Origin of the sequence: Streptococcus ferus DSM 20646 (genome assembly GCF_000372425.1) — a bacterium.
Classification (GTDB): domain Bacteria; phylum Bacillota; class Bacilli; order Lactobacillales; family Streptococcaceae; genus Streptococcus; species Streptococcus ferus.
In genome coordinates, this window is sequence record NZ_AQVD01000002.1 from 170,600 (window position 1) to 197,426 (window position 26,827).

Genomic DNA, 26,827 nt, shown 5'->3' on the forward strand with positions numbered 1-26,827 from the left:
TCTCACTTCTGCTTTTCTCACTCAGAACATCATATCAAATATCCTAAGCTTTGTCAATCATCTTTTTCGCTTTTTCTTGGATAAAGTCCACAACACCTTGGATATCAATACCCGTGGTATCAAAGGTAATGGCATCCGCAGCAGGTTTTAAAGGCGAAACAGAACGATTACTGTCCTTGTAATCACGAGCAGCAATCTCTTCCTTTAGACTCTCAAAGTCTGTTTCAATGCCTTTTGCAATATTCTCTTTATAACGGCGTTCAGCTCGTTCTTCCACTGATGCAATCAGAAAAATTTTTAATTCCGCGTCGGGTAAAACGACCGTTCCAATGTCCCGCCCATCCATAATAATACTGCCTTGTTTGGCAATTTTTTGCTGCAAGGCTACTAGGGTTTCTCTAACTTTGGGCAATGCTGAAACAGCCGAAACATTGTTGGTGACCTCATTGTCACGAATGGGAAGCGTCACATCAACATCACCAACAAAGACAAGCTGTTCACCCGATTCACTACGTCCAAAACTGATGGGATACTGCTTCAACAGCTGAATAATTCCCTCTTCATCCGTCACAGATACACCATTCTTCAGAGCAAGATAGGTTGCCGACCGGTACATGGCACCGGTATCTAGATAGGTGTAGCCCAAATTTTGAGCAATAATCTTTGCAACCGTACTTTTTCCGCTGGATGCAGGCCCGTCAATAGCAATTTTTATTTGAGTCATATCAGCTCGTCCCTCAGTTAATTTTGACTTGGTCGCCAGGGTTGGCATACCAATATCCCTGCGTCATGTGATCTGGATTTAATTCATACAGTTTCTCAACTGAGATTCCTGCTCGGGCAGCAATCGCCGCAGCACCTTCACCAGACTGTACTTCAATAGTATCACCGCTAGATGTAGTCGTTGCATCCGTTGTTGCTCCGGTAGAATCAGAAATAGCCTGTGTTTCCTGATTGCTAGCTTCTGTTTGCGTTGTTTTTGAGCTTCCATAAAAGGTTGAGGAAGCTTTTTTTTCATTTCCCCCACCATTTGAAGCATACAGCACAAAAAAGAGAATGCCGATAATAATCAGGAAAAATAAACTTAGTAAAATCGTCAGAATTGGTGTACTGACCATATCATTTGAAGCTGACTGGCGTGTCAGCTTATCACTGCTGTCTTCGGTCACTTTTTCTTCCCATGGTTTGTTTCCCATGACTGCCCCCTTGTTAAATTCACTCAATCATATTACAATGATACTATGAAAGTATCTATCATTCCGGAAAATTGTATTGCCTGCGGCCTCTGCCAAACTTATTCTAATGTGTTTGACTACCATGATAATGGCATTGTCAAATTTGCCGACAGCAAGCAACTGTCTCAAACAGTTGAAGACGACACCGATATTATACAGGCAGTTAAAAGCTGCCCAACAAAAGCTCTTACTCTGCGGTAAGAGCTTTTTTATCCTGTTTATAGGCCTCAAAATAATCCAAATCAATAAAGTTATCAATCAGCTCAACCTCTCCTCTGAAATCAGGAGCAAGCGCTAAAGCATCTAGGAAATATTTCTTGGGCCATTTACGCATATAGAAAAGACTGTCCTTCTTACCTTTCACGACCAAAGTCAGAGTTGATTTCGTCACAATGACCTTCTCAATGTCAGCAATGACAATCTTTGAAGGTTTGAAAGGACTCAGAGAAACCACCCTCAAAATCCCATTTTCTTCAATGACGAAATAGCGGTGAAAACCCGCCCCAACTAAAACAATAAACAATGTAAAAAGAAAAAAGAAATAGTGAGGAATACTTGCCCGCTCATATAAAAACGAAAGCGCAATAAAAATCGGAGCAATCGCAATTGACCAGTAAATAATGGACCATGACAACTCTGGCTGCCAATGATATCTTATTTTCCCAAAAATTTTAATCATCTTGCTTCCTCCACACGATTATTTTATCACAAATCGGTCGTATTTTCCATGATTTATTGCTTAAACGAAGCAATCCCCAGAATCACATCTACGGCTTTTTCCATGGTCTCTAAGCTGACAAATTCAAAGCGGCCGTGCATATTTTCACCACCGGCAAATAGGTTAGGAGTCGGGATGCCCATAAAAGAAATCTTGGAGCCATCGGTTCCTCCCCTAATTGGCTCAATAATCGGATTGATTTCCAAGTCTTCCATCACTTTTTTGGCTATTTCAACACAAGTCATGTCTTTTTCGATGACTTTTCGCATGTTGTAGTACTGATCCTGCAGTTGAAGCTTGACCCTTTCTTCCCCAAAATGCCGGTTCATCTCATCTGCAATTCTCATCATGAGGTCTTTACGTTTCTGAAAGACGTCATCGTCAAAATCTCGAATGATATACTCAGCCTTGGCTTCTTCTACACTGCCTTCAAGCGTCATCAGATGAAAAAAACCCTGATAGCCTTCTGTTTTTTCTGGCACTTCATCTAGCGGTAGCTGATTATGAAAATCAACAGCTAGCTGAAGGGCATTTATCATCTGATTTTTGGCAGTTCCAGGATGGACATTGCGTCCGATAAAATCAATCTCAGCTCCAGCTGCACTAAAGGTCTCGTACTGCAGCTCTCCCAAAGGACCACCATCCACCGTATAGGCAAAGTCAACAGCAAAATCCTTGATATCAAAGCGGTCGGCACCAACTCCGATTTCCTCATCTGGACCAAAGGCCACCATGATTTCCCCATGCTCCAATTCAGGATGCTCAATCAGATACTCCATCGCTGTCATGATTTCGGCAATCCCTGACTTATCATCACTACCAAGGAGAGTTGTCCCATCCGTTGTAATCAAGGTCTGACCTTTGTAGCAGTTTAAGTTTGGAAAATCTTTAGGATCTAGCTGAAAACCTGACTGTCCTAGAGGAATGGGATGGCCGTCATAGTTAGTAATAATCTGGGGCGCCACACCTTCTGCATTAAAATCAGCCGTGTCCATGTGGGAGATAAATCCAATTTTATAAGGAAACCCTTCAGCATTGGCTGGGAGATGTCCAATCAGAAAACCATTTTTAGGATAGTAGCGAACATTTTTCAAGCCAATTTTTTCCATTTCAGGCTTCAAAATAGTCAAGGCGAAATCAACCTGATTTTGAGTACTTGGGATACTTTGGCTCCGAGCATCACTTCGTGTATTTTCTTTTACATAGGCTAAAAATCGCTGCAATAAATGTTGATAAGTCATTTTTTCCTCACTTTTCTCTTTTATTATAGCAAAAAACCACAGGTAACTGTGATTCTTTTGACGACCAGTCAAGTGCTTACTGAGCAGAACGGCGATAATAGACCTTATCCGTGAGGTGACTGTCATGGATAGTATCCGAAGCTATGATACGGTCTTTTCTGATATCTGAACTGTCACTGGCTCCATTTGTAAAGTAGCTGCTGTCTAATGCCTTATTAGCAGGAATAATATAAAGAGTCATATTCGCCTTCCCCTCTTTGTCCACATTTAGAAGCAAGACACCAGTTTGGTCAATATCTAGAAAAGAGGCGGTCAGCCCAGCTGTGGACAGTCCCTGTGCGTTAAAGGTCAGGCTGTCTCCCTCCGCATTTGTCCATGTTCCTGCCATACTGCTGTAATCGGCTTTCAGGATAGCGCCTGTCTCTATCTGAGGCAGACTTTCCTGCTGTTGAGCAGAGGTGACTTCACTTGCAGAACTAGTTTTTGCAGCCGAACTGCTGCTGGTTTCTGAAGATGTCTGGCTAGTTTGGCTACTTGTCTTGGTTGTAGACGTCTGGCTAGACTGATTCGAACAAGCGGACAGCCCCATAGCTAAGAGAACAATTAGGGCCAGCTTTACGAGTGGTTTCTTTTCTTTCATCACTTACTCCCAATTCTTGTCTATATGGTAAATCTTCCGGTATAATCAATATTCTCATCCAGATTATTGGTTAATTTCTTAGAGACGCTGGTGTACTGCCAAGCAGCTGCATTATTGTAGTAAGCATAGGCCTTAGCACTTGCCTGATCCAAATACGTATAGCCATTGACATAATGAGCAATCCAGAAGTTGCGGATGCCAAATTGAGAGGTACTCACCTGACCGCCGCGGATATCCAGCCAACTAGCCATGGTATAGTGGATGACATTGCCATAGCCAAGCCGTTTCATCTCATCTTGCCAAGCCTGAACATTGCTATTGATATTGGATAGCATTTTGGACTCTTCCATATCGTTGACCATGACAGTTGCTGAGGACAGGCCGTGATTCTTGGCAGCTCTAACAAAATATTGAGCCTCAGCCTGAGCTTCACCGGCCGAAGTATAATGTGAATAGTGATAAGCAGAAACTTTAATGCCTGCTGCCTGAGCATTGGCTATCTGAGCTTTAGCAAAAGGATTGATATAGCTTGTCCCTTCGGTTAACTTAACAACGACACCAACAATGCCCTGCTGTTTTAGACGATTAAATTCCTCAACAGTGATATTACCATTATGACTACTGATGTCAATGAAGTACGCTGGCAGAGTTTGAAGAGTTTTAGACTCTAAGCGGTAAGTTCCAGCATTATAGCCTGACTCTTGGTTATCCTGCGTCGTTGTGTAGACATGGATCGTATAATTACCGACAATCCCTTTATGATTGATTTGGTTGACCGCAATCGTTGCCTTCCCATTGACGACGGTACTTGTTTCATACCAATAAAGATTGGACTGGTTGCTTTCAGACCACACCGCTACTTTAACTGTTTTAATCGCTTTAGTATCTGCACTTTCGCTAACCACAACATCCAGAGTGCCTTGAGAAGGATTATGGTTCGTTACCTGAACACTCGGATTAGCCACTTTAACGCTGGTTACATTAAAACCTGCAGTTGTCGCTAAGCCAATCGTTCTATTGCCTTCTAACTGACTCTTGCCATAAACATGAACACTATAGTGCCCCGTCTCAAACTGGTGATTTTTAGCTTGAATAGTGACCTGATAAGCGGTATCCCCCACTTTGGTCGCACCATACCATCTGATATCATCCTGCCCCTTATTATCTGTCCAGACAGGGACAAGGACTTCTGAAATATAGAGCGGAACATTGGTCATGTTAAGCAGATAGGTATTGTCCCCGGTTTTACTAATGGCTGTTTTCAGTTCTGGCTGCGCAATGGTCAGGGTTTTGCCATTCAGAGGAATCATCTTTCCATCCTTGCTCTGATAGGTATGAATATAGTAGGTACCATAGCCTGAATGGTTGGTGTAAGGAGCGATTGCCTCGCCTTTACTATCAGCGCTATACCATTTCAAATCATCCTGATCCTTATTGGCCGACCAAACCGCAAAGCGAATCTGCGTTTTATCAAAGGATAACACTGAATCAAATTTCAGAGAAATGCCCTGTGCTGTCTGATCTGCACTAACCGAATAGGGGCTAAATTTATAGGTTCCTAAGTTGGTCCCCACCTTTGTCGAATCACTATAATCTGTGTACACATGGATAATATAGTTTCCAAATGTGTTGGAATGGTTGGCAATATCAATTTTGGCACTCGCCTGATTATTACTAATCTGAGGAGCATACCATTTCAAATCATCCTGACCGTTTTCTTCTGACCAAACAGCGATACTAACGCCTGTAATGGTCTTGGTCGCTGAGGAACCTACTACATTGACATCAAAGGTTTTTGAATTTTCTTTGTAATTTCCAATAGAGACAAGAGCATTGGGACGGCTGTCCACTGCATCAAAACCAGAACTTGCCGCCAAACCGATTTGTGATTGTGTGACCTTACTGTAACCGTAGATATGAGCTTCATAATGACCTAAATCACTGCGATGATTCTTGGTATCTACGGAAACCTTATAGCTGCTTGTTCCCGTCTGAACCGCCTTGTACCAGACAATGTCATCTTGATTATTTTTCTGAGACCAAACTGGGACAACCAGATTCGTAACTGTCTCTGGTACATTAGAAATCAGAACATCAAAGCTGGTATCAGAAGTCTTTTGAATAGTCGTCTTGACCTGAGGATTTGCTACAATAATGCTGCTGGCATTTAACCCGACCATTTTACCGTTTCTGTTAGCATAAGTGTGTACAAAATACTTGCCATACGTGCGGTGGTTTTTAAATTCCGCATAGGCTGCCCCCAGATTGTTTGCAGTATACCAACGAAGATCATTTTGATCATCCAGCTCCGACCAAACCGCAAACTGAATTTTCTCATTAGCAGTTAAGTCCCCATTATATTGAATGCGGATGCCTCCGCTATCCAGACTGGTACTGGTGACAGGTTGACTGCTGCTAGTAGTTACTGCAGATCTGAGCGTTCTTGGGGTAAGGGCAGAGTTGCTTGATGTGGACTGGTTTAGCCCTGAACTTGTTGATGCTAATGACTCTGTACTGGTTTGACTAGCGGTGCTGCTGGTGGCACTCTGGCTGCTGGTCTGCGACTGAGTCATTTCTGAAACACCTGTGTCAGCTTCTGTCGTAGCCGAGGTGACCGTTGTCGCCGAGGACTGGCTAGTTTTGATTTCTGTGGCAGCTGAGGTACTGCTTGTCTTTGACTCACTTGTTGATTCCGTCACGCTCTGTGTGGAGGTCACTTCATCAGCTAAGACAGTCGATGAAGCCAAAAAGAGTGTTAAACTCAAGGGAATCATCAGATAGGTTTTGATACTGGATTTTGTCATAACTTTTCCTTCATTAGATTAATCGTCTTAGTATATCATGTTTAAAGGCCGTCTTCAAGAATAACGACAAAAAGACAGCCCGTTAGTAACGGACTGTCTCAGATAAGCCAGAGCTTATTTTTTCAAGTTGTAGAATGATTTAAGACCACGGTATTCAGCAACTTCACCAAGTTGATCTTCGATACGAAGCAATTGGTTATATTTAGCAACACGGTCTGTACGAGACAATGAACCTGTCTTAATTTGACCAGCATTAGTTGCAACTGCGATGTCTGAGATTGTAGAATCTTCAGTTTCACCTGAACGGTGAGAAACAACAGCAGTGTAGCCAGCTTCTTTAGCCATTTCAATAGCATCGAAGGTTTCAGTCAAAGTACCGATTTGGTTTACTTTGATAAGGATTGAGTTAGCAGCACCTTCTTGGATACCGCGTGCAAGGTAGTCAGTGTTTGTTACAAAGAAGTCATCACCAACCAACTGAACACGGTCACCTAAACGTTCAGTAAGAGCTTTCCAACCATCCCAGTCATTCTCATCCATACCATCTTCGATAGTAATGATTGGGTATTTGTTAACCAATTCTTCAAGGTAGTCAATTTGTTCTGCAGCAGAACGTTTCGCACCTTTTTCACCTTCGAATTTAGTGTAGTCATAAACACCATCTTCGTAGAATTCTGATGATGCACAGTCAAATCCGATGAAGACTTCTTCACCTGGTTTGTAGCCAGCAGCTTCAATCGCTTTGAGGATAGTTTCTACAGCATCTTCAGTTCCGTCAAATTTAGGTGCGAATCCACCTTCGTCACCAACAGCTGTTTCAAGACCGCGTTCTTTAAGAATTTTCTTAAGAGCGTGGAAGATTTCAGCACCCCAGCGAAGAGCTTCTTTGAAAGTAGGTGCTCCAGCAGGAAGGATCATGAACTCTTGGAATGCGATTGGTGCATCAGAGTGTGAACCACCGTTGATGATGTTCATCATAGGAGTAGGAAGCACTTTAGTGTTGAATCCGCCAAGGTAGCTGTAAAGCGGAATTTCAAGGTAATCAGCTGCGGCACGGGCTACAGCGATAGAAACACCAAGGATAGCGTTAGCACCAAGTTTACCTTTGTTTGGAGTACCGTCAAGGGCAATCATAGCACGGTCAATAGCTTGTTGGTCGCGAACATCATAGCCGATGATTGCTTCAGCGATAATGTTGTTGACGTTGTCGACAGCTTTTTGAGTTCCAAGACCACCGTAACGAGACTTGTCTCCATCGCGAAGTTCTACGGCTTCATGTTCACCAGTAGAAGCTCCTGAAGGAACCATACCACGACCGAAGGCACCAGATTCAGTGTAAACTTCGACTTCAATTGTTGGGTTACCGCGTGAGTCAAGGACTTCGCGAGCGTAAACATCAGTGATAATTGACATTTTGTTCTCCTTATGAGTTTAATTTTTGTACATGTTAATAATACCACAAAGAGGGCTTCATAGCAAACCCAAAAAGTGATTTTGAAAATGATTTTTATTTTCTGAAACAATCCTTATTGTTTTCAGACGGACTGACCGGACTCAGAACCGTCTGTCAGCCAGTAAGCATCGCCATAACTCAGCATATAGGGTCCCGCTTTAGGGATTGTATAATATATTTTAAAACTGGCTTTTTCACCGGCTTCAATGGTGTCTGGAACACTGCCTTTACTGTCAGTGTAGGTGTTGAGATCACCGTAATTGTCAGCCGAATCATACAGGTAAAAGTCCTCGGTATCAATGGAAACAGATGATGTACTGTTATTAACAAAAGTAATGGAAACAGCTACTTTCTTATACCCCTTGGGAACATCTTCCAGTTCCAATGTTTCATCTTCCTTGATGGCAGTCACCGTTACGGAAGTGCCGTCCTTATAGTCTGCGGTATCTCCAATGCTGTAGGGATCATCTGCAAAACCGGAACTTCCTGAATCATTTGCACCGTTGGCTTCTTCGATCTCTTTTTGATAGTCTTTAATGTCTTCCTTGTATTGTTTAATGGTCTTTTTCTGACTTTCCACCTTTGTGCTCAAGAGGCTGAGACTTTGAGTCGACAGGGAATAGTAGGTGGCGAAAAGAAAGGTGGTTAAAAGCAAGATGCCCGATAAAACCATAAAAATAATGGCCAGCACCTTCCACTTTCTGGGTACTCCGTTCATTAGCGAATCTCCTTTTTTCTTCTTGACTGCTATTATACCACTAGCTTTTCCAAATAGGCAAACGACTGTCTTCAAGAATCATCAAGGATAGCCAAGACAGCTTTTTTATATTATGATAGAGATAAAGATTACGACTAAGGAGCGTGAGATGACTGATTTAGATCAAAAACTCTTTGAGGGAGCCTATGGCGAACACCGCCTAAAACCAGATGAACAACGAGCCTATCTAGGAACTTTCAGGGAGCGTGTTGTGCTGAGCATTCTTGTAGCAGATGCAGAAAAGCAGATTATTCTTACCGAGTTTGATCGCATTTTACAGGATCTTGATGAAAAATATGATTCTCTGACACTGAAAATATCACCCAAACTGTCCCTAGCCAATCAGATGTTCTATATGAAAAAGGCACAGGAAGCCGGTTTAATAGCTACGATTGTTGCGGAAGATAAGAGCGATTCCCCTTTTGGACTCCTAGCCCATACCAATAAAGCTGAAAATATCAATAATCCTGATATTAGAACTTTATACCCACTAATTTCCTTAGCGGAAAAAGAACCAGACCACCACACAAAAGAGAAGAAAAGCTTTTGGGCAAAAGTCTTTGGGGACTGAGCCTTTTAAGCAGATTTTGAAAAGTGGCCAAATCATTTTGTCCCTGACATTCCGTCTGCCCTACTTTCTTGCTTACAAGTAACTCATTGTGAAAAAGCAGGTATTATTACTAAAAAAGCGATTTGTAACATCGCTTTTTAGCTGCCTAAAATAGAGTTGGAAATAGGTCGAAAAAATCAAATTCAGTCCTTTTTACAGCCTTTCAGATTTAAGAGATTGCCGATATTTTGTGCTGTTCGTTCTAAATTGTGGCTTGCCCGCGCCAGCGTCTTTTCCAGAGAATCAACACTAGCAATAATCGGAAAGGCAGCTGTAATCTGTTCGGTAGGAAAGTCAGGTAAATCATCTGACAGACTGCCGCAAATGGCCAAAACTGGAACGCCTTGAGGAACTCGTCTAGCCAGTCCAACAGGTGCTTTCCCCGATAAAGACTGTCTGTCCATCCGCCCTTCTCCAACAATGACGACATCTACGTCTTTAATCCGGCTGTCAAAATCAAGAATATCCAAAACCGCGTCAATCCCTGACACAATCCTTCCAGAAGCAAAAGCAACGAGTCCTGCCGCCATGCCGCCGCCAGCACCAGCCCCTGCAAGCGACAATAGTCGTGGTTCAACCAGCTGGTAGAAAGAGCGTGTCATCTCATCAACGTCTTGAAGCTGATGCTGCATCAGCCCTTTCTGCTTTCCAAAAATATGGGCTGCCCCTTCTTTTCCGCACAAAGGATTGCTAACATCTGTAATGATGGTTATATCAAGCTCTTTCAGGATAGGATCAACTTTTTGATCAGATATGCGGGCAACAGCCCCCAGACTTTGTCCAACAGCAGGCAGAAGCCGTCCTTTCTCATCAAAAAATTCATACCCCAAACCCGCTGCTAGTCCAATACCGCCATCATGACTTGACGTTCCGCCCACACCGATCAGCAACTGTCTAAAGCCTTGATGGGCCAACTGGCAAATCATTTCACCAATACCTTGATTGTCAATTTGCAAGGGATTTCTTTGATCTGGGGGAACTTTTTCCAGTCCCGTAATCGCAGCTGTCTCAAAAACGGCCAAACTTGCCTCATAGGCATAGGTAATATCAGCGGTTTCTCTAAATGGACCGGTAACCTTGAGGTTTGCCCGCTTTAAACCTAGGCTGTCAGCAATAGCTTCAAGTGTGCCTTCACCACCATCACCAATCGGCATTAAATCATAGTCAGCTTCGGGAAAAACCTTAAGCAAGCCCTTTTGAATCGCCTTAGCCACCTGACTTGCTGATAAGGATTCTTTAAAAGAATCTGGAGCAATTAAAATTTTCATCAGGTCTTCTCCTTTTATGCTATACTTTACTTATATTATACTGGATGACAACCATTACTTAAAGCATTTTAGAAGATGAGGAACAAAACATGTATCAGACCATCCTCTTTGACCTTGACGGAACGCTGACTGAACCGAGCCAAGGGATTATAAACGCCATTTGTTACGCCCTTCGGAAAATGTCACGTGATATTCCCACTAGAGAAACATTACTGACTTTTATCGGTCCTCCTCTGAAGGACTCCTTCGAAGAACACTTAGGACTGACATCTTCAGAAGCTGATTTAGCCATTGCTTTCTACCGTGACTACTTTAAAGAAAAAGGGCTGTTTGAGAACAGGCTTTACCCCGGAATCCGGAAGCTTTTAACAGCCCTCCGACAAGACGGCAGGCAGCTGATCCTCGCCACCTCTAAGCCAGAAGTTTTCGCGAGACAGATTTTGGACTATTTTGATGTAGCGCACTATTTTGACTTTATTGGCGGTGCTAGTCTGGATACTTCCCGTACCCAAAAGGGAGCGGTCATTGCTTATGCGCTTCAGGCGAGCGGTGTCAACACTCCCGAGCAAGCCATTATGATTGGAGACCGAAAACATGATGTGATGGGAGCCAGAGAAAACGGCCTCTCCTCAATCGGCGTTCTTTATGGCTATGGCAGCCGAAAAGAACTTGAAAAAGCCGGAGCTGATTTCTTAGTGGATACCGTTGAAGCTCTCCAAATACTGCTACAAAAAGAGGACTGACAAGTCCTCTTTTTAGTAATCGGTCACCTTCGGTCGATCCTGAACCTTGCTCTGCTTGCCTTGACGGGCCTGAAGCACTGCTTCTACCTCATCCAGGCTGACCCCTGTTTCCACCAGCATAACGGCTAAGTGATAGAGGAGGTCTGCTGTTTCATTGGCGATTTCTGCCTGGTCAGCATTCTTGGCTCCGATGACCACTTCTGTGGCCTCTTCGCCAACCTTTTTCAGGATCTTATCCAAGCCCTTGTCAAATAGGTAGTTGGTATAAGAACCCTCCTTGGGATTTTCCTTACGGTTCAAGGCTTCTTTGTATAAGGTTTCTAGCATAGTTTCTCCTTTTGCCTATTCTTCACTGTAAATATCCTCAAAAAAACAAGAGTAGGCCCCTGTATGACAGGCCGCGCCCACTTGCTCAACTGAGATGAGCAGGGTGTCCGCATCACAGTCAGTCTTGATAGACTTGACATGCTGATAGTGGCCACTGGTGGCCCCCTTGTGCCAGAGTTCATTGCGGGACCGGCTCCAGTAATGCATGGTCTTTGTTTCCAAGGTCAGCTGAAAACTTTCCTTGTTCATATAGGCCAGCATGAGGACCTGACCTGTTTCATGGTCGGTTACGATGACGGGAATCAAGCCTCCCTGCTTGTCAAAATCCAGTTTGATAGCTGTCATAGGCGCACCTCGATTCCTGCTTCTTTCATGGCCTGCTTGGTTTCAGCGATGGAAACTTCCCCAAAGTGGAAAATGGAGGCTGCAAGAGCTCCGGTTGCTGGGGTTTCTTGGAAAACCTCTACCATGTGCTCCTTATTGCCAGCACCGCCTGAGGCGATAATGGGTACATCCACCACGCTAGCGACAGCATTGAGCATGTCCAAATCAAAGCCTGACTTGGTTCCGTCCTTATCCATGGAGGTCAGAAGAACTTCCCCGGCCCCCAAATCGACAGCTTCTTTGGCCCATTCGATCAGGTCCTTACCTGTATCTTTTCGACCACCTGCCACATAGACATGCCAACTGCCATCGGCTTCTCTGCGACCATCAATGGCTACAACCACGCACTGGCTGCCAAATTTTTCTGCACAGTCCTTGATGAGTTGGGGATTGGCCACAGCGGATGAGTTGACCGCTACCTTGTCCGCCCCAGCCTTGAGCATCTTGTTCATATCCTCCACCGAGCGAATGCCACCGCCGACTGTAAAGGGAATGAAGACTTGGTCTGCCACATGGCGAACCATCTCCACCGTGGTATCCCGCTCCTCATGGGTTGCGGTAATGTCTAGGAAGACCAACTCATCACATCCCGCTTCGTAGTAGGCCCGAGCGGCATCCACAGGGTCACCAACATCGGTCAGATTGACAAAATTGACCCCCTTGACCACCCGACCGTCCTTGACATCCAGGCAGGGAATAATCCTTTTTTTCAACATGCCTAGCCTCCAAACCTTTTCAGTTCATCCAAGCTGATATTGCCATTGTAGTAGGCCTTGCCGACAATGGTACCAGCCACTCCAATCTCCGCCAACCTGGTCAGGTCAGATAGTTGGGCAATGCCACCAGATGCGATGACCTTGGCCGTGGTCAGCTCAGACACCAGCTGCTCATAATGGTCAAAGTTTGGACCAGTCAGGGTGCCGTCCCGGTCCACATCGGTGTAGACAAAGAGCTGAACCCCCATTTTTTCCATTTCCTTGGCCAGACTGATAAAGTCTACATTGCTGGTTTCCAGCCAGCCCTCTGTCGCCACATAGCCATCCTTGGCATCAATGCCAACCACAATCTTTTCGGCCCCGAAGCGGTCAATGGCTTCTTGGACAAAAGATGGATTTTTCACGGCCATAGATCCGATGATGACCCGGTCAATGCCGACATTGAGGTAGTCTTGAATCTGCTCCAGAGTCCGAATACCGCCGCCCACTTCAACGCCGAGGCCAGTCGCCACCTTGAGGGCCGCAATCAGATCCCGATTGGTCGCCTTACCGTCCAAGGCTCCATCCAAATCGACTACATGAATAAATTCAATCCCAGCATCCGCAAAAATACGGGCCTGTCCTAAAACATCTGGATTGACCACCGTCTGCTGGTTAAAGTCTCCTTTGAAGAGACGGACAGCCTGTCCATCCCGAATGTCAATTGCAGGAAGTATGTTCATTTCCTTACTCCTTTTCAAAAATCTTCTCTACACTCCTCAGTCAGAGCCTGTCACCTACTGACACAGGGCCACAAATTTTTCCAGAATGCCTAGGCCGACATCCCCCGATTTTTCTGGGTGGAACTGGGCACCAAAGACCTTATCCTTATGAATCATAGCTGGGATTTGCAGGCCATAATCAGCTGTTACATCTATGTATTCTTTAGGAACATCCGTAAAATAGGAATGGACAAAATAAACATCCTGCCCCGAGAGACCAGCCGTCAGAGCGGTTTCCTGCTCAAGCTGCAAACTATTCCAGCCCATATGGGGAACTGGCCTGTCCTTGCTGGCAGGAATGGCCCGACAGACACCAGGAATGAAGCCAAGGCCCTGAGTTTCCTCATGCTCCAAGCCCTTTTCAGTCAAAATCTGCATGCCTAGACAAATCCCCAAAAGCGGCGTACCTTTGGCAACAGCCTCCTTGATGACAGAGACCAAGCCTCTTTTTTCCAGCTCGGCCATGGCAGCAGGGTAGGCTCCTACGCCTGGCAAAATCAAGCCAGTGGCCGACAAGACTTTTTCAGGGTCCGCAGACAGCTCTGCCCTCACTCCGATTTTTTCCAAGGCCCGTAACACATTAGCTGTATTTCCAGCATCGTAATCAATGACAATCAGCATATTAGAGCATTCCTTTGGTCGAGTTGACACCCTTGATGTCAGGGTTGATGGTAATGGCTTCGCGCAGAGCTCGGCCAGTCGCCTTGAAGAGACTCTCTGCCTTGTGGTGGCTATTCTTGCCATGGAGAATCTTGAGATGGAGGTTCATTTGGAGATTGAAGGCCAAGGCCTGGAAGAATTCCTCCACCAATTCGGTGTCGAAAGCCCCCAGTTTTGGATTGTCAAAGCTGGCATCAAAAACCAGATAGGAGCGACCTGAGAGGTCCAAACTGGCCATGCCCAGAGTCTCATCCATGGGCACAAAACTGGTCCCATAGCGGTTGATACCAGCCTTGTCCCCCAGAGCTTCCTTGATGGCCTGTCCCAAAACAATGCCTACATCTTCAACAGTGTGATGGCTGTCCACATGGAGATCACCATCCACCTTGACCACCAAAGAAAGGCGGCTGTGGCGGGCAAAGAGGGTCAGCATGTGGTCAAAAAAGCCGACACCCGTATCAATTTCCACGGGCTCCTGGGCATCCAGGTTGATGCTCAACTTAATCTTGGTTTCAAAGGTATTGCGCTCAATGCTTGCTGTTCTCATAGTTCTTTCCTTTTCTTTTTTACTGGTGTCTCAAACATGGCCTACTAGCGTCCACTCTATTGAAGTCCATCCAATATGTCAATCACTTGATACAAATCTGGTTCATTGATTTGGTAGGGAGCTTCCTCTCGGACCACTGGTTTGGCACAAAAGGCAATGCCGATGCCAGCCTTGTGAATCATCGGCAGGTCATTGGCCCCATCTCCCATGGCAATGGTTTGCTCTAGGGTCAAGCCATTCTCCTCCGCCCATTGACAGAGTTTTTCCACTTTGACATCCTTGGTCACGATGTCGCCATAGGTTTTTCCGGTCAAGAAACCATCCATCACTTCTAGATGATTAGCCTTGACATAATCAATGCCGATTTGCTCCGCCAGGCGGTCTACCGTTTCATGAAAACCACCTGAAACCAAGCCCACCTTGTAGCCACGGGCATGGAGTTCATCCACCAATTCCTTGGCCCCCTTGTTGAAATGAATGCGGGCAAAAACCTTATCAAAGATGGACTCGGGCAGGCCCTTGAGGGTAGCTACCCGTTCTTCCAGAGCCTCTTTAAAGTCCAATTCGCCCCGCATAGCCCGCTCGGTGATGGCAGCAACCTGCTCGCCGACACCTGCTTCTTCTCCCAATAAATCAATCACTTCTTCTTGAACCAGGGTGGAGTCCACATCCATGACCAAGAGTCCCTTAACATTTGTCATTTCTCACCTCAATCGCCTTGGCATGGGCCTGCAGACCTTCTGCATAAGCTAGGCTTGTAATATCTTTTTCCGCCACCTGTATGGCAGCCTTGCTATACTGCGTATACTGGATACGCTTGATAAAATCATGGACCCCCAGGGCCGAAGAAAAGCGGCTGGTGGCTGTGGTCGGCAGGACATGGTTGGTCCCTGCATAATAGTCCCCGATAGGCTCACTGGTATAATGACCCAGGAAGATAGAACCCGCATTTTCAACCTTATCCAAGTAGTTATAGGCATCTTCCATAGCGATTTCCAAGTGCTCCGGTGCCACCAGATTCATGAGCTCAAACATGCTGTCCACATCCTGAGTTAGGATAATCCGGCCGTTGTTCTCAATCGTGCTTCTTGCAATGACCTGTCTTGGCAAATCCTGCAACTGCTTTTCAATCTCGGCTTCTACCGCGTCTGCCAGTGCTTCCGAATTGGTGACCAAAATAGCCCGGGCCAGGACATCGTGCTCAGCCTGGGAGAGGAGGTCTGCTGCAACATAGGCTGGATTGGCCGTTTCATCCGCAATGATGCCAATCTCAGAAGGTCCTGCAATCATATCGATGCCCACAAGGCCAAAGACCTGTTTTTTGGCTGTCGCAACATAGATATTGCCAGGCCCTGTAATCTTGTCCACCTTGGGAATGGTTTCCGTTCCGTAGGCCAGGGCAGCCACGCCCTGAGCACCACCGACTTGGTAAATCTTATCAACGCCTGCCAATCTGGCTGCGACCAAAATAGCTGGCACAAATTTCTTCTGCGGGGGCGTAATCATGATGATTTCCTTAACACCCGCAATCTTAGCAGGAATCACATTCATCAAGACAGATGAGGGATAGGCCGCCGTTCCGCCTGGGACATAGACCCCGACCCGCTCGATGGGTCGAATGAGCTGTCCACGGATGACGCCATCCGTCGGCTGGTCCTCGAAGCCTTTTTCTAATTGCTGGCGGTGGTAAGACTCGATATTGGCCTTGGCATTTTCAAGGGCCGTCAAGACCGCCTGGTCCACCTGCTCAAAGGCCTGATCCACCAAGTCTTGACCAACTTCAAAATCCTCCAACTCTACCTGATCAAAGACAGCCGAGTAATGACGCAGGGCTTCGTCGCCTCTCAGGCGCACATCCTGGATAATGGCCGCCACGGCCTCTTCGACATTGTCATTTTGCTGGCTCAGCTCCAACTGCTCTGTATAGAGCAGGGCCGCAATTTCCTGATTGCTTCCGATTAAACGTTTCATTGGAAAGGTACCTCCTTATCGCCCACAACCGTTTCTATCTTATGAATGAGATCTAAAACCTCTGGTTTATTTTTTAAACTAGCTTTATTGACAATAAGCCGAGCTGATATCCGACAAATATCCTCAAAAACCTCCAAGCCATTTGCTACCAAGGTATTGCCTGTCTCTACAATGTCTACTATGGCATCCGCAAGGCCAATGACTGGAGCAATTTCAACGGATCCCTGAATAGAAATGATTTCCACATCCTCCCCCTTTTGATTAAAAAAATCACGGGCGACTGTTGGGTATTTTGTTGCTATCCGTTTACGCTTATGATCATTGGGACGATAGGCCGGCGTGGAAGCCACTGAGAATTTACAAAGACCAAAATTTAAATCCAGCATCTCCAGATAGCCTGTCGGATGCTCTAGGAGAACATCCTTGCCGACAACACCTAAATCAGCCACTCCATGACGCACATAGGTGGTGACATCTGGTGCTTTTACTAAAAGAAAGCGAAATTTTTTATCAGGACTTTCAAAAATCAGGTTGCGGCCCTTATCAGCCATGAAAGACAGATCAAATCCTGCTTTTTCTAATAATGCCACAGCGTCTTTTTCGATGCGCCCCTTAGTCAGAGCGATGGTTAATTGCTTGGTCATAAAACCTCCTCAAAGCTAATATCATGATGAATAGCCTGATAAATACTGTCAATATCAATCGTCCAGCCGACAGCAGTTAGTTTTTTAGCCCCAAAACGTTCAAAGAGCTTGTCATAGCGCCCGCCAGAAACGAAAGCATCTGGAACCTTATCCCCAAAGACCTTAAACATCACTCCAGTATAATAAGGCATCGCCGGTATCTGAGCTAAATCCAGATTAACCTCAGAAATCCTGTCAGACAACAGTGACAGCAAGTCCTCAAGCTGATCTAATGAAGCTAAAATTTTGCCATTGGCTGTCAGACTTCTCGCCCTTTCTAAGACTGACTGACTGGCGCCAAAGAGATAAGGCAGCTGACAGATCAGCTGATCAAACTCACTTGGGTATTTCTGGGTAAAACTATTAAGACCTGTAATATTCTTATCCTGAATCAAAAGAGAAAGCTCTTTCCTTGCTCTATCCGGAATATCTAAACAGGCAAAAATGGTCTGTAAAAGATGGGCATGTGAAAACTCAAATTGATAGTCTCTAAGCCCAGCTATCTCCAAAGCCTTCTTTGCCGACAGAAGGGCATCAAGAATCGCTTCATTAGCATCGTAGCCAACAATTTCAATCCCCGCCTGCGTATGCTCATTGGACAAGCCTCGCAATTCTTCATTATACTTAAAAACCTTGCCAGAATAAGAAAATTTCACAGGAACATTGACCCGAGTCGAGGCAATCAAACGCCCAATTTGACTGGTAATGTCGGGACGCAGACTCAAAAGATTTCCCTGTTTATCAAACAGATGATAGTGCTCTGTTGAAATGTCATCACCAAACACCTCCATATATTCTAAGGTCGGTGTTTCAATACGACTGAAACCTTCTTCCATCAATAGATCACTAATATCGCGCTCCAGATCATACATGACCTTGGCACGTTTAAACAGTTTATCATGCATGCCGATTGGCAAACTTGTTTTCTTCATTTTACAAACTCCTTAATGGCATTGAGGCATTCTTCCATTTCTTCACGACTTCCGATTGAAATACGCAAGAAATCCTCTATCCTTTTCACATTTGGAAAATACCGAACAAAAATACCTCTAGCTTCTAGTTTCTCAAACAGGCTGCGGCTTGAAATCCCCTGTGGTTTAGCTAAAACGAAATTGGTCGCACTAGGAAGAACCATAAAGCCTAACTCTATTAAGGCCTGACGAAACCAGTCTCTGGTTTCCGCAATTCGACGACAGTTCCTTTCATAATGCTCCCAGTCTTCTACTGCTGCAGTTGCCAGCCGTTCCGCCAAGAGATCCACTGAGTAGGGGTTGATGGAGTGCTTGACCGCATTCATACTGGCAATCAAACGAGGCGACGCAACAGCATATCCGACACGCAGTCCTGCCAACGAAGCATCCTTGGAAAAGGTTCTCACAAGCACCAGATGATCATACTTTTCCAAAAGCGAAAGAGCTGTCTGTCCCCCAAAATTGATATAGGCCTCATCCACAATGACGGCTACATCCCGATTAGATTTGAGAATGTCCTCGATTTCAGCCAAAGGTTTGTAAATCCCTGTCGGTGCATTGGGGTTTGTCAAAATAATCCCACCATTTGGACGCTGATAATCTTCTGTCTTAATTGTAAAATCAGCAGCCAAAGGAACTTCCTGATAAGGAATTTGGTAGAGGTCTGCCCAGACCTTATAAAAGCCGTAAGTCAAATCCGGAAACAGGATGGGTTCAGGGTTATTAAAAAAGGTCAAAAAGGCAATTGACAGGATATCATCAGATCCATTGCCGATGATTAGCTGACTGGCATCGACACCTAATTGTCTGCTCAAAGCTTGCCTGAGGGAATCTTGATCCAAAGAAGAATAACGCCTTAACTGGTCTGCGGAAAAGCCCGCCAAAGCTTCTTTCACCTTGGAACTTGCTCCATAAGCATTTTCATTCGTATTAAGTTTGATGATATCTAATTGCCTGGGCTGAGCACCCGCACGGTAAGGCTCAATTTGTCGCAAACCTCTGATCATAGCTCCTGCTCCTTCTTTTGACTAATGAGATGATATAAAAACGCCCCCGCAAAAAACTTGCAAGGACGTGTTGACACGTGGTTCCACCATTGATTCGGCAGCCTGTCACCAGAACTGCCCTCTGGGAGTTTGAAACTCCGATTCGTAACGTGAATAACCCGTCAGATACTACTCTTGAAGTCCATTTCGCACCTGCACTCAGGAATGTGTCGTCTAAGTCTTGTGTATGTTTTCAGCTCCCCATACTCTCTAAATGGCTTCTTAGACTTTTTCCATCATCGCTTTTCTCTATTGCTTTCATTCTACAAGAAAATTCTGAAAATTGCAAGCCCTAAGGCAAGGTGGCATTTAAGCAAAACAGCCATCTCTATCATGAAAAGCCAGACCAAAGGTCTGGCTTTTCATACTATCGAATAATTTCACGGGTTTTTTCATAAGAAGAAACAAAGCGATCTGTGACACCAGGCTCCACCGCCTCTAAAGCATAAGAAATTTCTTCAAAAGAGGCTTGGTAATCATGTCCCTCTTCAAAAAGCGTCAAGGCACGGTCGTAGCTTTCCTGAACTTCTAATTCAAAACTGCGGTAGCGGTTTGAATATTGCAGGAGCTGCTCTGTCAAAACAGCATTTTCAACAATACGGTAAGCTGTCGCCTCAAGGTTCTCAAGCGCTGCAGCCGAAGCTTCCGTCATCCGATTGACCGTATCGATATGGATACGGGAACGATTGAGCTCGTCTAGCAAGGCTTCAAGCTGAGCACTCGTTGTAAAGAAGACACTGAGAAATTCTTGCGGAATTCCAGGTAAGTTGCGCTTCTCCATGAATCGCTTAATGATGTGGAGACGGTTAATCGAACGATCCAATGTCTCACGCGATTTTTCCTCAACGGCTTCAATGTCTTTCAAGCTGTTAAAGACATCAAGCTGTCCTTCTTCAACCAAGTCCAGAGTCTTAATCGTCCGATCGAAACTCTTCTGCAGAACAGAGAAGGGCTGCGCCTGAGCTTCAAAGTTCTCAATTGTCGGTAAGATATCCTCTTCAATAGATTTCAAATCGTCATCAAAATCACGGACATTGATGCCTTCTTTTTCATCTAGGATATATTTTTTAGACAAACGGTCAATTTCAGTCAAGAGAAGTTCGTTATTGTTTTTCGCATGAGCCAAGTATTTCGGAATCAATTTCTTATTTTTGACAACCTGCTTATGCGCTGCAATTTCACGCTCAAAAATATCATAGAGCTCATCTAGCTTGTCCTGAATACTGATATTCTCAGATTCAGCATGATCTAAGTCAAGAGAGACTAAATCGCTGGCGTTTTTACCAATTTCTTCACGGATAACTTGGAAACGCGCCTCAATGTCTTTCTCAGGGAAATGATAATTTTCCTCTAACAAACGGCCGTAACCAGACTGCAAATCTTCCAGCTGATCTGGAAAATCATCTTCTAATTTAGCCACAATGGCAGGAATTTTCTCGGTCATCTGACCAAGTGCAATGGTATGCTCTTCTGCACGATCAAGCACTTCTGCCGCCTCAACAGGGTCCCCAGAAGAATTAAGGGTCACAAACTGAGCAAATTCAGCTTCAATATTCTTCAGCTGCTTCTCAATCTCCTCACGTGTGGTCCCAAAGTTTTGCTCATTTTCAGCAACTGAATGCTGTAATTTTTCATACAAATCTAGGGCGTGTTTAACACGGGCACTGTTCTTTTCTTCCTGCTCTTTCAGAATGGACAGGGCTTCGCGAATCGCTTTAATATCTTCCTCAGCAAGGTTTAGCTGGCTTTCAATATTCTTGATTTGGCTGTTGGCGCGAAAGAAATTAAACGTGTCATTAAGGTTCTCAGCTTCAAAAATATGATTTTCAATATCACTGAAAGAGTTCAGCGATAAATCAACCCACTTTTGATTCCACTCCCGAAAGGTCGTCTGACTCTGTCCAATCAAGTGAAGCGCCTTAACTGCCTCAATCTCATCATTGACAGGCAGATCAAACAGTTCTTGCTTACGCTCCTCGAGTTTTGCAATTAACGAATCGTTGCGTTTTCTAACGATAATGGCCACTAAATAGGCAATTATCACCACAAAAACGATGGCAACGATTAGTAAGACTATTCCGCTAGACATCTTTATCTCCTTAACTGTCTTGTTGTCATAAAAATTCGACTATAACATTACGATTATAACACACTTCTATTGACTTTTCAAAATCTCGTTACATTAAACGTCAAGCGTACTATAAACAGCGTTCTCCTCAATAAACTCACGGCGAGGTTCCACTCGGTCTCCCATGAGCATATCAAAAATCTTGTCAGCCTCCGCAGCGTCATCAACGGAGACACGCGCCATCAAGCGGTGTTCAGGATTCATGGTTGTTTCCCACAGCTGATGGTCATCCATCTCTCCAAGACCTTTATAACGTTGAACCGTTGGCTTAGAGCGTCCCTGACTGTATTCAGCCAGAGCAGCCTGCAATTTTTCTTCCTGATCAGCACCGGGCTGGATATAGGTTTTAATCTCGCTGCCTACCTTTACACCATAAATCGGCGGCTGGGCAATGTAAACATAGCCCGCTTCCAGAACAGGGCGCATGAAGCGATAAATTAAGGTTAAGAGCAAGGTTCTGATATGAGCACCATCAACATCAGCATCTGTCATAATGACAAGTTTTTGATACCGTGCTTTGCTGACATCAAATTCTGCCCCAAAGCCCGTTCCCATTGCGGTAAACAGACTGCGGATTTCTTCATTAGCCAGAATCTTGTCCATTGTGGCTTTTTCAACATTCAAAATCTTACCGCGGATGGGCAGAATCGCCTGAAATTCACGGTTTCGACCTGACTTAGCAGAGCCTCCTGCTGAATCTCCCTCAACGATAAAGAGCTCGTTTTGAGCAGGATCATTAGACGAACAATCAGCCAGCTTTCCTGGTAGGTTGGAAATTTCCAAACCAGATTTTTTACGGGTTACCTCACGCGCTCTCTTGGCCGCAATCCGAGCCTTGGAAGCTAGAATCCCTTTTTCAACAATTTTCTTAGCTGTCTGAGGATTTTCCAACAAGAAACGGCTCAGAGCATTGCTAAAGAGGCGGTTGGTAATCTTAACCACTTCTGAATTGCCCAGTTTGGTTTTGGTTTGACCTTCAAACTGAGGATTAGGGTGTTTAACTGAAATAACAGCCGTCAAACCTTCGCGAACATCCTCGCCGGTTAAGTTGTCTTCATTTTCTTTAAGGATTTTATTTTTCTTAGCATAGTCATTGATGACACGTGTCAGAGCTGTTCTGAAGCCCTGTTCATGGGTTCCGCCCTCATGCGTATGAATATTATTGGCAAAACTCATGACGTTTTCGTGGAAGCCGGTCGTATACTGCATAGCAACTTCGACTGCTATTCCTTCCATTTCCCCATCCGTATAAATAGGCTGGTTAAAAATGACCTCTTTTGTGTCATTCAGGAACTCAACATAGCTGACAATACCGCCTTCGTAGTGGTATTCCTTATCATTGGCTTCGTTACCGTCACGCTTATCTGTGATTGAAATCCGAAGTCCTTTATTTAAAAAGGCCAGCTCTTGGACACGCTTTGCTAACTTGGCAAAGTCAAATTCAGACGTCTCTGTAAAAATTTCAGGGTCTGGTGTGAAATGAACCGTTGTTCCTGTTCGATCTGTTTCACCAATCACTTTCAAGTCATCTACGACCTGACCGCGGCGATATTCCTGAAAATAAACCTGACCATTCTTATGCACCCGAACATCGAGCTGGGTAGACAAGGCATTCACAACTGAAGACCCTACACCGTGGAGGCCTCCTGATACCTTGTAGCCACCGCCGCCAAACTTACCTCCTGCGTGGAGTACCGTAAAGACAGTTTCGACCGCCGGCCGACCGGTCTTTTCCTGAATATCAACCGGAATTCCCCGACCGTCATCAACGACAGTAATGGAATTGTCTTGCTCGATAAAGACCTGAATCTGACTGGCAAAACCTGCCAGGGCCTCATCGATGGAGTTATCAACAATCTCCCAAACCAAATGGTGGAGCCCTTCTTTCGAGGTTGAGCCAATATACATCCCCGGACGCATCCGAACGGCTTCTAACCCTTCTAAAACTTGAATCTGGCTGGCATCGTATTCCTGTGCCAATTGTTCTAAATCTTTATTTTCTTCTGTCATCTTCTATCCTTTAAGTTATCATTGTCAAAAGCGATTGGTTGCCATCTACCAGAAGCGTTGCAAAACCAGCACCCTCTCCGGCTTCTATATCAATTGGGCGGTCACCAATCACCAATCCGCTTGCTATCTGGTATTTCTCTTTCAGATAAAGCATGCTTTGCGAATCTGGCTTTCGAGCAAAGCCATTTTCACTGGTAATAATCTCGGTAAAATAGGATCTGATCCCCGTTTTATCAAGTAATTCTAAAACATGATTGTCTCGATGGGAAATCAAGAAATTCCGCCCACCGCTGTTCACTATTTTTTGCAAAACTTCTTGAGCCCCCTGAAATAAAACAGGCTTCTCCAACAGTTCTGCCTCTTTCCGCTTATAGCTTCTTAAGAAGTCTGGAATATCGGCCGCAAACTCTTGGACCGCAGCAGCTGTTGACTGACGCAAGCTGTTATAAACCTGCTGATGTGTGGCAGGTCTGCCAAACTGTCCCAGCGTTAAGACAAAGGCTCTCGTTGACATGCCGTAATTATCAAGCAGGGTTCCGCCTAAATCCCAAATATAATCATGATAATCCATAGTGATTATTATATCATATTTTTCAAAAATAAAGTAGCTTTCTGACCCCACAGAAAAAGCGCCTCAACTCTTGAGACGCTTATCTTTTTTGTTCCTTTTTAAAACGCTTATAGAGAGCCTTTTCCTGAGACAGGCTATTCTGATAGGACATCGACAGCACCAGGCCAACTCCAATCAGATTTGAAATCAGAGAACTCCCGCCCTGCGAGATGAAAGGAAGTGGTATCCCCGTTAGAGGTAAAACCCCTACTGCAGCTCCGATATTTTCAAAAATATGGAAGAGAATCATCATGATGAAGCCAGTTGAAATATAGGTGTAAAAGAGATTATTAGAGGCAAAGGTAACCCGGAGCATCCGATAAATCAGCAATAAGTAGAGCACCAAAACAATACTGCCCCCAATAAAACCAAAATTTTCAGCAATAACAGTAAATATCATATCACTTTCGCGGACAGGGACGGACAAATCAACAACATTAAAACCTTTCCCCAACAGACCACCGCTACCAATAGCAATCATCCCCTGAGTTTGCTGATAGGCAATATTACCTGCATAATCAAAGGGACTGATCCAAGCTGACAGACGATTAATCTGATAGGCATCCATTCCCAAACTAAAGAAGAATTCTTTTCCGTTTGGCATTAGAAAAATAACTAAGAAAAGAGTTAAAACGGCAACAGCCAAAAGAACAATCGGGATAATAATTTTCCACGAAACCCCTGCTACCAGAACCATACCCGCCAAAATCGCCATGAAGACCATGGCGGTTCCTAAATCTCTTTGCAGGCCGAGAAGAAGCAATATTGGCAGGGTCAAAGCAGCAAATAACAGCAGGAGTTTGCCATCTTCTTTTAAGGTCCTTTGAGAATGCTTCTGCTTAAACCTCACCATGGTCCTTGACAGCATCAAAATGTAAGAAATCTTCATAAATTCTGACGGCTGAAAGAGAGTAACCGAACCGATGGTGACCCAGTTTTTAGCCCCCGTTGAAGCCACTAATTCAGGACTGTAAAAAATCAGCGGCAAAACCATCAGTCCTAAACCAAGACCATATAAGTAAGGCGTTATCTTCCAGAGAAATTCTGTACTGAATAGCATGACAACAAAACTGATAAGGCTCCCTATCAAGAGCCAAACCACTTGCTGACCCATAACAGTCGTCAGATTTTTCGGATAGTCATGACTGGTTGCAACGAATATCGCCAAAAACCCAATGATAATCAAGAAAAACACTGGTAAAATCAAATTATAATCGATTCGACTATCAATCGGCCGTCTTTTTACTTCACGCTTCGTTATCATGCCCACTCCTAGAATTTTATAGTCCATATTATAACATTTTTTCCATGAGGAAAAAGCCTAAAAGAACAATTCATGAAGAAATAATCTGCCTGACATATTTCCTAGTTTTCATTAAGAAAAGCTTTAATTTCCTTGACCGCCAGATGAGTTTCTCCCGCCTGACAATGATGATTTCCACCAGTTTCATCGGTAAAAACACGGCTCACTACTTTCCCAGCGTGGTGCAGCTCTTTTTCCAATTGTTTAAGACGTTTAATTGGAACATACTGATCATTCTTAGCCGCTAGCAAGAGAACTTCCTGATTGATAGAAGCGCCCAACCCTTTCATAGAATGTCGGCTTAGATTTTCCAATAGGGCAAATGGTGTTTTGGTGTTTGTCAACTGAAAGCCTCTCGTCATTTTCCAAGAAAGATCAAGATCCTTTGTCATTTCCCGACTGATGAGACGATTCAGGATCCTCTCTCTTTTGAGAAATAATAACATCTGAAGTGCCAATCCCTTTAACAGTGGCATTCCTTCTATCAAGGCATCCATCCCCTGATAAAAAATATCCATGGCGATAACCTTATCAATCCTTTTTTCAAAAGCTGCCGCTCTCATCACAAAATAACCGCCCCAAGAAATCCCCCAGGCAACCACCCTATCCAGTTCAAAATAATCTAAGACAGCAGAAACCGGCCGCTCAAAATTCATCATGAAATGGCTGCCTCCAAAGAGCGCATTCCCCTGTCCTGGTCCATCAAAAATAATAATATTGTAAGCCGTTCCTCGAAAATCCTTGACCCAGACCATCAGCTCCTCGAGGCAGCTATCATAACCTGCAAAGACCAAAAGTGTTTTTTGAGCATTGGGATTGATTAATTTTACAGCCGGTAAATAAAAATCATCAAACGGGACATCGTGTCTTTCATAAGGAAAAATATCATACCATTGATAAAAACAGGCTAGACGCTCTTTCTGGATCAATTCTCTGTCTGGATTGTCTTCCAAGAGATAAAAACCAGCTGCAAAAAAGTAGAAAGAAGCTATATCATAATCCTGACTTTTCTTTCGTTTAAAAGCTAACGCTTTCCAAAGACGATTCCAAGCAGGAATACTGTCTAAATGAGGCAGAATAGTCCGCAAATCCGCTTCCACCTTTGAATTGTTTCCAAAGTAACTAACCACACGATTAATTTGTAAATCGAACTGAACATTTCCGGTATAATGGTAAAACATGATTTTATCCCCCTATGAACTTAATATAAGCAAAAGATCTTTGACAAACAAGCTTCAAAA

General features: G+C 44.4%; 28 protein-coding genes and 1 other annotated feature (1 of these 29 only partly in view). Of the genes, 3 read left to right on the forward strand and 25 right to left on the reverse strand.

What is annotated here, in order from left to right; genetic code table 11:
• Positions 1 to 20 (reverse strand) — a sequence feature (ribosomal protein L20 leader region); it reaches 105 nt to the left of the window's first position.
• A gap of 23 nt (positions 21 to 43) precedes the next feature.
• Both cmk and A3GY_RS0103775 read right to left on the reverse strand, forming a co-directional pair.
• Entirely contained in the window at positions 44 to 724 is a 681-nt protein-coding gene (cmk, locus tag A3GY_RS0103770; protein WP_026161913.1) for a (d)CMP kinase, read from the reverse strand.
• Positions 725 to 737: 13 nt separating this feature from the next.
• Positions 738 to 1,196 carry an SAG1386/EF1546 family surface-associated protein gene (locus tag A3GY_RS0103775; RefSeq protein ID WP_018030076.1) on the reverse strand — a complete coding sequence of 153 codons (459 nt, stop codon included), beginning with the start codon at positions 1,194 to 1,196 and terminating at the stop codon, positions 738 to 740.
• Positions 1,197 to 1,241: 45 nt separating this feature from the next.
• On the opposite strand from A3GY_RS0103775, the gene A3GY_RS10040 reads away from it, so the two are divergent.
• Positions 1,242 to 1,436, forward strand: coding sequence for a ferredoxin (locus tag A3GY_RS10040; protein ID WP_081601032.1), 195 nt, complete (start codon positions 1,242 to 1,244; stop codon positions 1,434 to 1,436).
• Here A3GY_RS10040 and A3GY_RS0103780 read toward each other — a convergent pair.
• The 6 genes from A3GY_RS0103780 to A3GY_RS0103805 form a co-directional block, all read right to left on the reverse strand.
• The gene (locus tag A3GY_RS0103780) at positions 1,423 to 1,914 is read right to left on the reverse strand and encodes an EbsA family protein (RefSeq protein WP_018030077.1); all 492 of its coding nucleotides are present in this window, start codon (positions 1,912 to 1,914) and stop codon (positions 1,423 to 1,425) included. The two genes, A3GY_RS10040 and A3GY_RS0103780, sit on opposite strands and share 14 nt — an antisense overlap.
• Positions 1,915 to 1,967: 53 nt before the next feature.
• Positions 1,968 to 3,194 (reverse strand): peptidase T, encoded by a 1,227-nt coding sequence (gene pepT / locus A3GY_RS0103785; protein WP_018030078.1) that lies wholly within the window; start codon positions 3,192 to 3,194, stop codon positions 1,968 to 1,970.
• A 76-nt stretch (positions 3,195 to 3,270) separates the two neighbouring features.
• Positions 3,271 to 3,834 (reverse strand): DUF6287 domain-containing protein, encoded by a 564-nt coding sequence (locus tag A3GY_RS10045; protein WP_018030079.1) that lies wholly within the window; start codon positions 3,832 to 3,834, stop codon positions 3,271 to 3,273.
• 20 nt (positions 3,835 to 3,854) lie between these two features.
• Positions 3,855 to 6,638, reverse strand: a complete 2,784-nt coding sequence (locus tag A3GY_RS0103795; protein WP_018030080.1) for a GBS Bsp-like repeat-containing protein — start codon at positions 6,636 to 6,638, stop codon at positions 3,855 to 3,857.
• Positions 6,639 to 6,752: 114 nt separating this feature from the next.
• Positions 6,753 to 8,051 carry a surface-displayed alpha-enolase gene (gene eno / locus A3GY_RS0103800; protein WP_018030081.1) on the reverse strand — a complete coding sequence of 433 codons (1,299 nt, stop codon included), beginning with the start codon at positions 8,049 to 8,051 and terminating at the stop codon, positions 6,753 to 6,755.
• A 122-nt stretch (positions 8,052 to 8,173) separates the two neighbouring features.
• The gene (locus A3GY_RS0103805; protein WP_018030082.1) at positions 8,174 to 8,809 is read right to left on the reverse strand and encodes a DUF4352 domain-containing protein; all 636 of its coding nucleotides are present in this window, start codon (positions 8,807 to 8,809) and stop codon (positions 8,174 to 8,176) included.
• Positions 8,810 to 8,957: 148 nt separating this feature from the next.
• Between A3GY_RS0103805 and A3GY_RS0103810 the strand changes: the two genes are divergently transcribed.
• Positions 8,958 to 9,419 carry a YueI family protein gene (locus tag A3GY_RS0103810; RefSeq protein WP_018030083.1) on the forward strand — a complete coding sequence of 154 codons (462 nt, stop codon included), beginning with the start codon at positions 8,958 to 8,960 and terminating at the stop codon, positions 9,417 to 9,419.
• A 182-nt stretch (positions 9,420 to 9,601) separates the two neighbouring features.
• On the opposite strand, the gene A3GY_RS0103815 is transcribed toward A3GY_RS0103810, so the two are convergent.
• The gene (locus A3GY_RS0103815) at positions 9,602 to 10,726 is read right to left on the reverse strand and encodes a glycerate kinase (RefSeq protein ID WP_018030084.1); all 1,125 of its coding nucleotides are present in this window, start codon (positions 10,724 to 10,726) and stop codon (positions 9,602 to 9,604) included.
• Positions 10,727 to 10,815: 89 nt separating this feature from the next.
• Between A3GY_RS0103815 and A3GY_RS0103820 the strand changes: the two genes are divergently transcribed.
• Positions 10,816 to 11,469, forward strand: coding sequence for an HAD family hydrolase (locus A3GY_RS0103820; protein ID WP_018030085.1), 654 nt, complete (start codon positions 10,816 to 10,818; stop codon positions 11,467 to 11,469).
• Positions 11,470 to 11,481: 12 nt separating this feature from the next.
• Here the strand turns inward: A3GY_RS0103820 and hisE are convergent, their stop codons facing one another.
• From hisE to A3GY_RS0103900, 16 genes are all read right to left on the reverse strand, one after another.
• Positions 11,482 to 11,796, reverse strand: a complete 315-nt coding sequence (hisE, locus tag A3GY_RS0103825) for a phosphoribosyl-ATP diphosphatase (RefSeq protein ID WP_018030086.1) — start codon at positions 11,794 to 11,796, stop codon at positions 11,482 to 11,484.
• A gap of 15 nt (positions 11,797 to 11,811) precedes the next feature.
• On the reverse strand, positions 11,812 to 12,141 hold the full coding sequence (hisI, locus tag A3GY_RS0103830) for a phosphoribosyl-AMP cyclohydrolase (protein ID WP_018030087.1): 330 nt from the start codon (positions 12,139 to 12,141) through the stop codon (positions 11,812 to 11,814).
• On the reverse strand, positions 12,138 to 12,896 hold the full coding sequence (gene hisF / locus A3GY_RS0103835; protein ID WP_018030088.1) for an imidazole glycerol phosphate synthase subunit HisF: 759 nt from the start codon (positions 12,894 to 12,896) through the stop codon (positions 12,138 to 12,140). The genes hisI and hisF overlap by 4 nt, the downstream gene beginning before the upstream one ends.
• Before the next feature lie 2 nt (positions 12,897 to 12,898).
• Positions 12,899 to 13,618 carry a 1-(5-phosphoribosyl)-5-[(5-phosphoribosylamino)methylideneamino]imidazole-4-carboxamide isomerase gene (hisA, locus tag A3GY_RS0103840; RefSeq protein ID WP_018030089.1) on the reverse strand — a complete coding sequence of 240 codons (720 nt, stop codon included), beginning with the start codon at positions 13,616 to 13,618 and terminating at the stop codon, positions 12,899 to 12,901.
• A gap of 54 nt (positions 13,619 to 13,672) precedes the next feature.
• On the reverse strand, positions 13,673 to 14,278 hold the full coding sequence (hisH, locus tag A3GY_RS0103845) for an imidazole glycerol phosphate synthase subunit HisH (RefSeq protein ID WP_018030090.1): 606 nt from the start codon (positions 14,276 to 14,278) through the stop codon (positions 13,673 to 13,675).
• Position 14,279: 1 nt separating this feature from the next.
• Positions 14,280 to 14,864, reverse strand: a complete 585-nt coding sequence (gene hisB / locus A3GY_RS0103850) for an imidazoleglycerol-phosphate dehydratase HisB (protein WP_018030091.1) — start codon at positions 14,862 to 14,864, stop codon at positions 14,280 to 14,282.
• 56 nt (positions 14,865 to 14,920) lie between these two features.
• Entirely contained in the window at positions 14,921 to 15,565 is a 645-nt protein-coding gene (gene serB / locus A3GY_RS0103855; protein WP_018030092.1) for a phosphoserine phosphatase SerB, read from the reverse strand.
• The gene (hisD, locus tag A3GY_RS0103860; protein ID WP_018030093.1) at positions 15,552 to 16,835 is read right to left on the reverse strand and encodes a histidinol dehydrogenase; all 1,284 of its coding nucleotides are present in this window, start codon (positions 16,833 to 16,835) and stop codon (positions 15,552 to 15,554) included. The genes serB and hisD overlap by 14 nt, the downstream gene beginning before the upstream one ends.
• Positions 16,832 to 17,479 (reverse strand): ATP phosphoribosyltransferase, encoded by a 648-nt coding sequence (gene hisG / locus A3GY_RS0103865; protein WP_018030094.1) that lies wholly within the window; start codon positions 17,477 to 17,479, stop codon positions 16,832 to 16,834. The genes hisD and hisG overlap by 4 nt, the downstream gene beginning before the upstream one ends.
• Positions 17,476 to 18,450, reverse strand: a complete 975-nt coding sequence (locus tag A3GY_RS0103870; protein WP_018030095.1) for an ATP phosphoribosyltransferase regulatory subunit — start codon at positions 18,448 to 18,450, stop codon at positions 17,476 to 17,478. Before A3GY_RS0103870 ends, hisG begins: the two co-directional genes overlap by 4 nt.
• A complete protein-coding gene (gene hisC, locus A3GY_RS0103875; protein WP_018030096.1) occupies positions 18,447 to 19,496 on the reverse strand; it encodes a histidinol-phosphate transaminase in 1,050 nt (349 codons plus the stop codon). The genes A3GY_RS0103870 and hisC overlap by 4 nt, the downstream gene beginning before the upstream one ends.
• 406 nt (positions 19,497 to 19,902) lie before the next feature.
• Complete coding sequence (gene ezrA / locus A3GY_RS0103880; protein ID WP_018030097.1) at positions 19,903 to 21,624, reverse strand: septation ring formation regulator EzrA; 1,722 nt, start codon at positions 21,622 to 21,624, stop codon at positions 19,903 to 19,905.
• 93 nt (positions 21,625 to 21,717) lie between these two features.
• Positions 21,718 to 23,673, reverse strand: a complete 1,956-nt coding sequence (gyrB, locus tag A3GY_RS0103885) for a DNA topoisomerase (ATP-hydrolyzing) subunit B (protein ID WP_018030098.1) — start codon at positions 23,671 to 23,673, stop codon at positions 21,718 to 21,720.
• A gap of 10 nt (positions 23,674 to 23,683) precedes the next feature.
• Positions 23,684 to 24,244 (reverse strand): HAD-IA family hydrolase, encoded by a 561-nt coding sequence (locus tag A3GY_RS0103890; protein WP_026161914.1) that lies wholly within the window; start codon positions 24,242 to 24,244, stop codon positions 23,684 to 23,686.
• Between the two features lie 79 nt (positions 24,245 to 24,323).
• On the reverse strand, positions 24,324 to 25,547 hold the full coding sequence (locus A3GY_RS0103895; RefSeq protein ID WP_018030100.1) for an FtsW/RodA/SpoVE family cell cycle protein: 1,224 nt from the start codon (positions 25,545 to 25,547) through the stop codon (positions 24,324 to 24,326).
• A gap of 101 nt (positions 25,548 to 25,648) precedes the next feature.
• Entirely contained in the window at positions 25,649 to 26,767 is a 1,119-nt protein-coding gene (locus A3GY_RS0103900; protein ID WP_018030101.1) for an alpha/beta fold hydrolase, read from the reverse strand.
• Positions 26,768 to 26,827 lie beyond the last annotated feature (60 nt).